A 9,489-nucleotide genomic window follows, 5' to 3' on the forward strand; every position below is an offset into this window, starting at 1 on the left:
ATCAGATTGCTTTGTTAAAAAGTGATCGATATATTTGAAATCAAGTTTCGCATATTGAAATTTTAAGCCAAAAAAGCGATCAAAAAAACAAGGAAGCCTGGGATGAAAGTGACATTTGAGCAGTTAAAAGCAGCCTTTAATCGGGTCTTAATTTCACGCGGCGTTGACAGCGAAACGGCTGACGCCTGTGCAGAGATGTTCGCCCGCACCACCGAATCCGGCGTTTATTCTCACGGCGTTAATCGTTTCCCTCGTTTCATTCAACAACTGGAAAACGGCGATATCATTCCTGATGCCCAACCCAAACGTATAACCAGCCTCGGCGCAATTGAACAGTGGGACGCCCAGCGTTCGATCGGTAACCTGACAGCGAAAAAGATGATGGATCGCGCCATTGAACTGGCTGCCGATCACGGTATTGGTCTGGTGGCACTACGTAATGCCAACCACTGGATGCGCGGCGGCAGCTACGGCTGGCAGGCGGCGGAAAAAGGCTATATTGGCATTTGCTGGACCAACTCCATCGCCGTAATGCCGCCGTGGGGCGCAAAAGAGTGTCGCATCGGCACTAACCCGCTGATCGTCGCCATTCCTTCCACGCCGATCACCATGGTCGATATGTCGATGTCGATGTTCTCTTACGGCATGTTAGAAGTTAACCGTCTGGCAGGTCGTCAGCTCCCGGTCGATGGTGGCTTTGATGATGAGGGCAATTTGACCAAAGAACCTGGCGTTATCGAGAAGAATCGCCGCATTTTGCCGATGGGCTACTGGAAAGGTTCTGGCATGTCGATTGTGCTGGATATGATCGCTACTCTCCTTTCCGACGGCGCATCCGTTGCCGAAGTCACCCAGGACAACAGCGACGAATACGGCATTTCACAAATTTTTATTGCCATTGAAGTGGACAAGCTTATCGACGGTCCCACCCGCGATGCCAAGCTGCAACGCATCATGGATTACGTTACTAGTGCCGAGCGTGCTGACGAAAATCAGGCCATTCGCTTACCCGGCCATGAATTTACTACCCTGCTGGCCGAAAACCGCCGTAACGGCATCACTGTTGATGACAGCGTGTGGGCCAAAATCCAGGCGTTATGAGGAGATAAGTCATGATTTTTGGACATATCGCGCAGCCCAATCCGTGCCGTTTGCCCGCCGCCATTGAAAAGGCGCTCGATTTTCTGCGCGCTACCGATTTCAACGCCCTGGAGCCGGGCGTTGTCGAAATCGACGGCAAAAATATTTATACGCAAATTATCGATTTAACCACACGCGAAGCGGTGGTAAACCGTCCGGAAGTGCATCGTCGGTATATCGATATTCAGTTTCTGGCGTGGGGCGAAGAGAAAATCGGCATTGCTATTGATACGGGAAATAATAAAGTCAGCGAATCACTATTAGAGCAGCGCAATATTATTTTTTATCACGACAGTGAACATGAATCATTTATAGAAATGATACCGGGCAGCTACGCAATTTTCTTTCCGCAGGATGTTCACCGACCAGGTTGTATTATGCAAACAGCCTCTGAGATACGAAAAATTGTGGTTAAAGTCGCATTAACGGCGCTGAATTAATCGAATAATCGTCTACGCCAGAACGCCTGGGTAATGTTATTGCTCTAACTATATTAATAATTCAGGTTGCTGCACATGCGACTTGAATTATGACAGACATAGCCTCAAGGAATAGCTATGAAAAAAATACTCGAAGCAATACTGGCGATTAATCTCGCCGTACTTTCCTGTATTGTATTTATAAACATTATTTTAAGATATGGTTTTCAGACAAGCATTTTATCTGTTGATGAATTGTCACGTTATTTATTTGTCTGGTTAACGTTTATTGGCGCGATTGTAGCTTTTATGGATAACGCCCACGTTCAGGTCACCTTTCTGGTGGAGAAACTCTCCCCCGCATGGCAGCGACGAGTCGCTCTGGTTACCCATTCCTTAATCTTATTTATTTGTGGCGCACTGGCCTGGGGCGCAACGCTAAAAACAATTCAGGACTGGAGCGATTATTCACCGATCCTCGGTTTACCCATCGGCCTGATGTATGCCGCTTGTCTGCCCACCAGCCTCGTTATCGCATTCTTTGAACTGCGTCATTTATATCAACTCATCACGCGTAGCAATTCTCTAACGTCGCCACCGCAAGGAGCTTAATCATGGCTGTGCTGATTTTTCTGGGCTGTCTGTTGGGTGGTATTGCTATCGGTTTGCCTATTGCCTGGGCACTGTTGTTGTGCGGGGCGGCGTTAATGTTCTGGCTGGACATGTTTGATGTCCAGATCATGGCACAAACGCTGGTGAACGGAGCCGATAGCTTCTCCCTGCTGGCGATTCCGTTCTTTGTGCTGGCGGGTGAAATCATGAATGCGGGCGGCTTGTCAAAACGCATTGTTGACCTGCCGATGAAACTGGTGGGGCATAAACCAGGCGGGCTGGGCTACGTCGGCGTGCTGGCAGCTATGATTATGGCGAGCCTTTCTGGTTCTGCCGTTGCGGATACCGCCGCCGTTGCCGCTCTACTGGTGCCGATGATGCGCAGCGCCAACTATCCGGTCAACCGGGCGGCGGGGCTGATTGCCTCTGGCGGCATTATCGCGCCAATTATTCCCCCTTCCATTCCGTTTATTATCTTCGGCGTTTCCAGCGGATTATCCATCAGTAAGCTGTTTATGGCGGGCATTGCCCCTGGCATGATGATGGGCGCAACGCTGATGCTTACCTGGTGGTGGCAGGCCAGTCGCCTTAATTTACCCCGCCAGCAAAAAGCAACGATGCAGGAAATCTGGCACTCTTTTGTCTCCGGTATCTGGGCGCTGTTTCTTCCAGTCATCATTATTGGCGGGTTTCGCTCCGGTCTGTTTACCCCTACCGAAGCCGGGGCCGTTGCTGCTTTCTATGCGCTGTTTGTCGCCACAGTTATTTACCGTGAAATGACCTTCGCCACACTTTGGCATGTACTCATTGGCGCGGCGAAAACCACCTCAGTGGTTATGTTTCTGGTGGCCTCGGCACAAGTTTCCGCCTGGCTGATTACCATTGCTGAACTGCCGATGATGGTTTCTGATTTACTGCAACCGTTGGTCGATTCACCGCGTCTGCTGTTTATCGTCATTATGGTGGCTATCCTGATTGTCGGCATGGTCATGGATTTAACGCCGACGGTATTAATTCTTACCCCGGTATTAATGCCTTTAGTTAAAGAGGCAGGAATCGATCCGATTTATTTCGGTGTCATGTTTATCATTAACTGCTCAATCGGCTTAATTACACCGCCTATCGGTAATGTACTTAACGTTATTTCAGGGGTGGCAAAACTCAAATTCGATGATGCAGTCAGAGGCGTTTTCCCTTACGTCCTGGTTTTATATTCATTATTAGTCGTATTTGTTTTTATTCCCGATCTCATCATCCTCCCTTTGAAATGGATTAATTAAAAGGAAAATATTATGAAATTACGCTCTGTAACCTACGCATTATTCATTGCTGGCCTGGCTGCATTCAGCACATCTTCTCTGGCGGCACAATCTTTACGTTTCGGTTATGAAACATCACAAACCGACTCGCAACATATTGCGGCGAAAAAATTCAATGATTTATTGCAGGAGAGAACCAAAGGCGAGCTGAAATTAAAACTGTTCCCGGACAGCACTCTCGGTAACGCGCAGGCGATGATCAGCGGCGTACGTGGCGGCACCATCGATATGGAAATGTCCGGCTCGAATAACTTTGCCGGGTTATCACCAGTGATGAACTTGCTTGATGTCCCTTTCCTGTTCCGCGATACCGCTCACGCGCATAAAACGCTCGACGGCAAAGTCGGTGATGATCTGAAAGCCTCACTTGAAGGTAAAGGACTGAAAGTACTGGCCTACTGGGAAAACGGCTGGCGCGATGTCACCAACTCGCGCGCACCGGTTAAAACCCCCGCCGACCTGAAAGGGCTGAAAATCCGCACCAACAATAGCCCGATGAATATCGCCGCATTCAAAGTCTTTGGCGCTAACCCGATCCCGATGCCGTTTGCCGAAGTCTATACCGGGCTGGAAACCCGCACTATCGACGCTCAGGAACACCCGATCAACGTCGTCTGGTCAGCAAAATTTTTCGAAGTGCAGAAGTTCCTTTCTCTGACGCACCACGCCTATTCCCCGCTTCTGGTGGTGATCAACAAAGCGAAGTTTGATGGCTTAAGTCCGGAGTTCCAGCAGGCGCTAGTTTCATCTGCACAAGAAGCGGGTAACTATCAGCGCAAACTGGTTGCTGAAGATCAGCAAAAAATCATCGACGGCATGAAAGAAGCGGGCGTGGAAGTCATCACCGATCTCGACCGCAAAGCCTTTAGCGACGCACTGGGGAATCAGGTTCGCGACATGTTTGTTAAAGATGTGCCGCAGGGAGCTGATCTGCTGAAAGCCGTGGATGAGGTGCAATAAACCATGACGCAATACTGGCTGGGGTTAGATTGTGGCGGTAGCTGGCTGAAAGCCGGGCTGTATGACCGCGAAGGCCGGGAGGCAGGCGTGCAGCGCCTGCCGCTGTGCGCATTAAGCCCGCAGCCAGGCTGGGCAGAGCGCGATATGGCAGAACTGTGGCAATGCTGCATGGCTGTCATTCGCGCCCTGCTTACTCATTCTGGTGTTAGCGGGGAACAAATTGTCGGTATCGGCATCTCCGCACAGGGAAAGGGCTTGTTTTTGCTGGATAAAAACGACAAACCGCTCGGGAATGCTATTTTGTCCTCGGACCGCCGGGCGATGGAAATCGTTCGTCGCTGGCAGGAAGATGGCATCCCGGAAAAACTCTACCCGCTGACCCGACAAACCTTGTGGACCGGGCATCCGGTGTCGCTGTTACGCTGGCTGAAAGAGCACGAACCAGAACGCTACGCGCAAATTGGCTGCGTGATGATGACGCACGACTACCTGCGCTGGTGTTTAACTGGCGTCAAAGGCTGTGAAGAGAGCAATATTTCCGAGTCCAACCTCTACAACATGAGTCTTGGGGAATATGACCCGTGCCTCACCGACTGGCTGGGGATCGCTGAAATCAATCACGCCCTGCCGCCTGTTGTCGGATCTGCCGAAATCTGCGGGGAGATCACCGCTCAGACAGCCGCCCTGACCGGTCTGAAAGCGGGTACGCCCGTTGTTGGCGGCCTGTTTGATGTGGTTTCCACCGCACTCTGCGCCGGGATCGAAGACGAATTTACCCTCAATGCGGTGATGGGGACCTGGGCGGTGACCAGCGGCATAACCCGCGGTTTACGTGACGGTGAAGCGCATCCGTATGTCTATGGTCGCTACGTTAACGATGGTGAATTTATCGTTCACGAAGCCAGCCCTACCTCTTCCGGCAACCTCGAATGGTTTACCGCACAGTGGGGAGAAATCTCGTTTGATGAGATCAATCAGGCCGTTGCCAGCTTGCCGAAGGCTGGGGGCGATCTCTTTTTCCTGCCGTTCCTGTACGGCAGCAACGCCGGACTCGAGATGACCAGTGGTTTCTACGGGATGCAGGCCATTCACACCCGCGCGCACCTGTTGCAGGCCATCTATGAAGGGGTGGTGTTCAGCCATATGACCCACCTCAACCGAATGCGCGAACGTTTTACTGATGTTCACACCCTACGCGTCACTGGCGGCCCGGCGCACTCCGATGTCTGGATGCAAATGCTGGCGGACGTCAGCGGTCTGCGTATCGAGCTGCCGCAGGTGGAAGAAACCGGCTGCTTTGGTGCGGCCCTTGCCGCCCGCGTCGGCACCGGGGTTTATCACAACTTCAGCGAAGCCCAACGTGACTTGCGACACCCGGTGCACACCCTGCTGCCAGATATGACCGCCCATCAGCTTTACCAAAAAAAATATCAACGTTATCAGCATCTCATTGCCGCACTTCAGGGCTTTCACGCCCGCATTAAGGAGCACACATTATGAGCCGACCACTTCTGCAACTGGCCCTCGACCACTCATCACTTGAAGCCGCGCAGCGCGACGTGACGCTGTTAAAAGACAGCGTCGATATCGTCGAAGCGGGCACCATTCTCTGTTTAAACGAAGGGCTTGGCGCGGTGAAAGCCTTGCGCGAACAGTGCCCGGACAAAATCATCGTTGCTGACTGGAAGGTCGCCGACGCTGGTGAAACGCTCGCGCAACAGGCGTTTGGCGCAGGCGCTAACTGGATGACCATCATCTGCGCCGCGCCGCTCGCGACGGTAGAAAAAGGCCACGCAATGGCACAACGCTGCGGGGGTGAAATTCAGATAGAGCTGTTCGGTAACTGGACGCTGGACGACGCCCGCGACTGGCATCGTATTGGCGTGCGGCAGGCCATTTATCATCGCGGTCGTGATGCACAGGCCAGCGGGCAACAGTGGGGCGAAGCCGATCTGGCACGCATGAAGGCGCTTTCAGATATCGGCCTTGAGCTTTCCATTACTGGCGGGATTACCCCTGCTGACCTGCCGCTGTTTAAAGATATCCGCGTGAAAGCGTTTATTGCCGGGCGGGCACTGGCAGGCGCGGCAAATCCGGCGCAAGTGGCTGGCGATTTCCATGCGCAAATCGACGCTATCTGGGGAGGTGCGCGTGCGTAATCATCCGTTAGGGATTTATGAAAAAGCGCTGGCGAAAGATCTCTCCTGGCCGGAGCGGCTGGTGCTGGCAAAAAGCTGCGGTTTTGATTTTGTCGAAATGTCGGTGGATGAAACCGACGAACGGCTCTCACGTCTTGACTGGAGCGCCGCACAAAGGACTTCGCTGGTTGCCGCGATGATCGAAACAGGTGTTGGGATCCCGTCGATGTGCCTGTCCGCACATCGTCGCTTTCCCTTTGGTAGCCGTGACGAGGCAGTGCGCGAACGGGCGCGGGAAATCATGAGTAAAGCGATTCGCCTGGCGCGCGATCTCGGCATTCGCACCATCCAGCTGGCAGGTTATGACGTCTATTACGAAGACCACGACGAAGGCACCCGGCAACGTTTTGCTGAAGGGCTGGCGTGGGCAGTCGAACAGGCGGCGGCATCACAAGTAATGCTGGCGGTGGAGATTATGGATACCGCGTTTATGAACTCCATCAGCAAATGGAAAAAATGGGACGAGATGCTCGCCTCACCGTGGTTCACCGTCTACCCGGACGTCGGCAACCTCAGCGCCTGGGGCAATGATGTTCCCGCCGAACTGAAACTGGGCATTGACCGTATCGCCGCGATCCACCTGAAAGACACCCAGCCAGTCACCGGGCAAAGTCCCGGACAGTTCCGCGACGTGCCGTTTGGCGAAGGCTGCGTCGATTTCGTTGGCATCTTCAAAACGCTGCATAAACTGAACTATCGCGGTTCTTTCCTGATTGAGATGTGGACCGAAAAAGCCAAAGAGCCGGTGCTGGAGATTATTCAGGCGCGGCGTTGGATTGAAGCGCGTATGCAGGAGGCTGGATTTATATGTTAGAGCAACTGAAAGCCGACGTGCTGGCGGCGAATCTGGCGCTTCCCGCTCACCATCTGGTGACGTTCACCTGGGGCAATGTCAGCGCGGTAGACGAAACGCGGCAATGGATGGTAATCAAACCTTCCGGCGTCGAGTACGACGTGATGACCGCCGACGATATGGTGGTGGTTGAGATAGCCAGCGGTAAGGTGGTGGAAGGCAGCAAAAAACCCTCTTCCGATACACCAACGCATCTGGCGCTCTACCGTCGCTATGCCGAAATTGGCGGTATTGTGCATACCCACTCGCGCCACGCCACCATCTGGTCACAGGCCGGGCTGGATCTCCCCGCCTGGGGCACCACCCACGCCGATTATTTTTACGGTGCCATCCCCTGCACGCGACAGATGACAGCAGAGGAGATTAACGGCGAATATGAATATCAGACCGGCGAAGTGATCATTGAAACCTTCGAAGAACGTGGCAGGAGTCCGGCACAAATCCCGGCGGTGCTGGTGCATTCTCACGGCCCGTTCGCATGGGGTAAAAACGCCGCCGATGCCGTGCATAACGCCGTAGTACTCGAAGAATGCGCCTATATGGGTCTATTCTCGCGCCAGCTTGCGCCGCAGCTCCCTGCGATGCAAAACGAACTGCTGGATAAGCACTACCTGCGTAAGCATGGGGCCAATGCCTATTACGGGCAGTAATCCCTCACGCCGGGGCTTCATCGCCCCGGCACTACGAATTGATATGTTCCTTGCTGTAACGCCGCTTCCACGCTGCTGGCGTTAAACCAGTATGTTTCTGAAAAATCTGCCGGAAATAGCCAACGTCATTAAACCGTATTGCATGGAGCAGGCCGACAACGTCGAGTCACTGCATAACCTGTTGCTGCCCGCCGATGCGCCATTTACGACATTTGAAGGCAAGGGATTGTTCAGCCATAAGATCCTGATTCAGACGCCAGGTTCCCGGTATGAACAGAGCAATCCAGAGCAACAACCTTTGTGGCATTACGACGGAGCACCAGCCGCACCGACATCCACCGGTGAATTAAAAACGCCAGCTCACCCCGGTGACAAAGGTAAAACTCTCATTACGATCAATCATCGGGCTGTCGGTAATCTCTTCCGGCAGCTCGCTGTATCCTGCGCTCGCCATCAATACGACGTGCTCTCCTATCGGGTATTTTGCCGTCAGGCTGACATAGGGCACCCAGGCATCCTGCGCGGAATAACTTGCCAGACCGCTACGACGGGACTCACTCTCTGAAATGCCATAGTAATAGTCACTGAAATTCTCGTCATAATAGAGAACGCCCAGCGCAGGTGTCAGCGACAGGCGACCTATCTGCATTTTGTGGAATACCGATAGCTCCCCCACCCAGCCGTTGCTGTTATCCAGAACGTCCGCAGCCGCAGAGGCTTTCACGGTTCCCCAACGCTCGTGGTGATACCAGGCAACCCCCGCCATAGCCGTACTATCACGCTTATCAAGCTGTTGCATGGCATAATCGTCATTATCGGCAGGGTCAAATTCCAGCGGCATCCAGGATGCGGTCAGGCTAAGTTCATTTTTTTCACTTTGCGACAGAATAAAACCTAATGTGGTCTGACGAACATAAAAAGAATCACCTTCATAACTAATCAGCGGAATTGCCTTTGTATTTTCATTATAACCGCGATAAGGCGATTCATTATAAGCTGCACCAGCACCAATGGATAATTCAGAAGCAGTTGCGCTTGCCATAAAAGGCAACGCAAATAACGCCACAATATTGCGATTAATTAACATGTCCGGTATTCGGTAATGACTCCAACTTATTGATAGTGTTTTATGTTCAGATAATGCCCGATGACTTTGTCATGCAGCTCCACCGATTTTGAGAACGACAGTGACTTCCGTCCCAGCCTTGCCAGATGTTGTCTCAGATTCAGGTTATGCCGCTCAATTCGCTGAGTGTAACGCTTGCTGATTACGTGCAGCTTTCCCTTCAGGCGGGATTCATACAGCGGCCAGCCATCCGTCATCCATACCACGACCTC

Annotated in this window: 11 protein-coding genes and 2 pseudogenes; 10 read left to right on the top strand and 3 right to left on the bottom strand. The window is 52.6% G+C overall.

The window, feature by feature from the left end:
- The first annotated feature begins 102 nt into the window (after window positions 1-102).
- The 9 genes from yiaK to araD all read left to right on the top strand — a co-directional run bounded on the left by yiaK (window position 103) and on the right by araD (window position 8,151).
- Window positions 103-1,101: a 3-dehydro-L-gulonate 2-dehydrogenase gene (gene yiaK / locus K0778_RS20460; RefSeq protein WP_000869037.1), complete on the top strand. Its 999-nt coding sequence runs from the start codon at window positions 103-105 to the stop codon at window positions 1,099-1,101.
- A gap of 11 nt (window positions 1,102-1,112) precedes the next feature.
- Complete coding sequence (locus K0778_RS20465) at window positions 1,113-1,580, top strand: YhcH/YjgK/YiaL family protein (RefSeq protein ID WP_000576079.1); 468 nt, start codon at window positions 1,113-1,115, stop codon at window positions 1,578-1,580.
- A gap of 117 nt (window positions 1,581-1,697) precedes the next feature.
- A complete protein-coding gene (gene yiaM, locus K0778_RS20470) occupies window positions 1,698-2,171 on the top strand; it encodes a 2,3-diketo-L-gulonate TRAP transporter small permease YiaM (protein ID WP_000721664.1) in 474 nt (157 codons plus the stop codon).
- A gap of 2 nt (window positions 2,172-2,173) precedes the next feature.
- The gene (gene yiaN / locus K0778_RS20475; protein ID WP_000279599.1) at window positions 2,174-3,451 is read left to right on the top strand and encodes a 2,3-diketo-L-gulonate TRAP transporter large permease YiaN; all 1,278 of its coding nucleotides are present in this window, start codon (window positions 2,174-2,176) and stop codon (window positions 3,449-3,451) included.
- A 12-nt stretch (window positions 3,452-3,463) separates the two neighbouring features.
- The gene (yiaO, locus tag K0778_RS20480; protein WP_000776887.1) at window positions 3,464-4,450 is read left to right on the top strand and encodes a 2,3-diketo-L-gulonate TRAP transporter substrate-binding protein YiaO; all 987 of its coding nucleotides are present in this window, start codon (window positions 3,464-3,466) and stop codon (window positions 4,448-4,450) included.
- A 3-nt stretch (window positions 4,451-4,453) separates the two neighbouring features.
- The gene (lyxK, locus tag K0778_RS20485) at window positions 4,454-5,950 is read left to right on the top strand and encodes an L-xylulokinase (RefSeq protein ID WP_063084483.1); all 1,497 of its coding nucleotides are present in this window, start codon (window positions 4,454-4,456) and stop codon (window positions 5,948-5,950) included.
- Window positions 5,947-6,609, top strand: a complete 663-nt coding sequence (gene ulaD, locus K0778_RS20490; protein WP_000089481.1) for a 3-keto-L-gulonate-6-phosphate decarboxylase UlaD — start codon at window positions 5,947-5,949, stop codon at window positions 6,607-6,609. The genes lyxK and ulaD overlap by 4 nt, the downstream gene beginning before the upstream one ends.
- Window positions 6,602-7,462, top strand: a complete 861-nt coding sequence (locus tag K0778_RS20495) for an L-ribulose-5-phosphate 3-epimerase (protein ID WP_001295230.1) — start codon at window positions 6,602-6,604, stop codon at window positions 7,460-7,462. The genes ulaD and K0778_RS20495 overlap by 8 nt, the downstream gene beginning before the upstream one ends.
- Window positions 7,456-8,151, top strand: coding sequence for an L-ribulose-5-phosphate 4-epimerase (gene araD / locus K0778_RS20500; RefSeq protein WP_000893142.1), 696 nt, complete (start codon window positions 7,456-7,458; stop codon window positions 8,149-8,151). Before K0778_RS20495 ends, araD begins: the two co-directional genes overlap by 7 nt.
- A gap of 31 nt (window positions 8,152-8,182) precedes the next feature.
- Here araD and K0778_RS20505 read toward each other — a convergent pair.
- Window positions 8,183-8,284, bottom strand: a pseudogene (locus K0778_RS20505) (AraC family transcriptional regulator); the annotation flags it as partial.
- A 3-nt stretch (window positions 8,285-8,287) separates the two neighbouring features.
- On the opposite strand from K0778_RS20505, the pseudogene K0778_RS20510 reads away from it, so the two are divergent.
- A pseudogene (locus K0778_RS20510) lies at window positions 8,288-8,476 on the top strand (hypothetical protein); the annotation flags it as partial.
- Between the two features lie 21 nt (window positions 8,477-8,497).
- Here K0778_RS20510 and K0778_RS20515 read toward each other — a convergent pair.
- Both K0778_RS20515 and K0778_RS20520 read right to left on the bottom strand, forming a co-directional pair.
- The gene (locus tag K0778_RS20515; RefSeq protein ID WP_000906806.1) at window positions 8,498-9,238 is read right to left on the bottom strand and encodes a MipA/OmpV family protein; all 741 of its coding nucleotides are present in this window, start codon (window positions 9,236-9,238) and stop codon (window positions 8,498-8,500) included.
- A 26-nt stretch (window positions 9,239-9,264) separates the two neighbouring features.
- Window positions 9,265-9,489 (bottom strand): IS1 family transposase (locus K0778_RS20520; RefSeq protein WP_024169623.1); only part of this gene is annotated, 225 nt, incomplete at its 5' end.

It is taken from the genome of Escherichia sp. XD33, assembly GCF_019375075.1.
GTDB classification, from domain to species: domain Bacteria; phylum Pseudomonadota; class Gammaproteobacteria; order Enterobacterales; family Enterobacteriaceae; genus Enterobacter; species Enterobacter flexneri_A.

Excerpts from the sequence above, each read along its gene's own strand:
- yiaK (WP_000869037.1), top strand. The coding sequence starts at position 103 with ATGAAAGTGACATTTGAGCAGTTAAAAGCAGCCTTTAATCGGGTCTTA.
- araD (WP_000893142.1), top strand. The coding sequence starts at position 7,456 with ATGTTAGAGCAACTGAAAGCCGACGTGCTGGCGGCGAATCTGGCGCTT.
- yiaN (WP_000279599.1), top strand. The coding sequence starts at position 2,174 with ATGGCTGTGCTGATTTTTCTGGGCTGTCTGTTGGGTGGTATTGCTATC.
- yiaO (WP_000776887.1), top strand. The coding sequence starts at position 3,464 with ATGAAATTACGCTCTGTAACCTACGCATTATTCATTGCTGGCCTGGCT.
- ulaD (WP_000089481.1), top strand. The coding sequence starts at position 5,947 with ATGAGCCGACCACTTCTGCAACTGGCCCTCGACCACTCATCACTTGAA.
- yiaM (WP_000721664.1), top strand. The coding sequence starts at position 1,698 with ATGAAAAAAATACTCGAAGCAATACTGGCGATTAATCTCGCCGTACTT.
- K0778_RS20465 (WP_000576079.1), top strand. The coding sequence starts at position 1,113 with ATGATTTTTGGACATATCGCGCAGCCCAATCCGTGCCGTTTGCCCGCC.
- lyxK (WP_063084483.1), top strand. The coding sequence starts at position 4,454 with ATGACGCAATACTGGCTGGGGTTAGATTGTGGCGGTAGCTGGCTGAAA.
- K0778_RS20515 (WP_000906806.1), bottom strand. The coding sequence starts at position 9,238 with ATGTTAATTAATCGCAATATTGTGGCGTTATTTGCGTTGCCTTTTATG.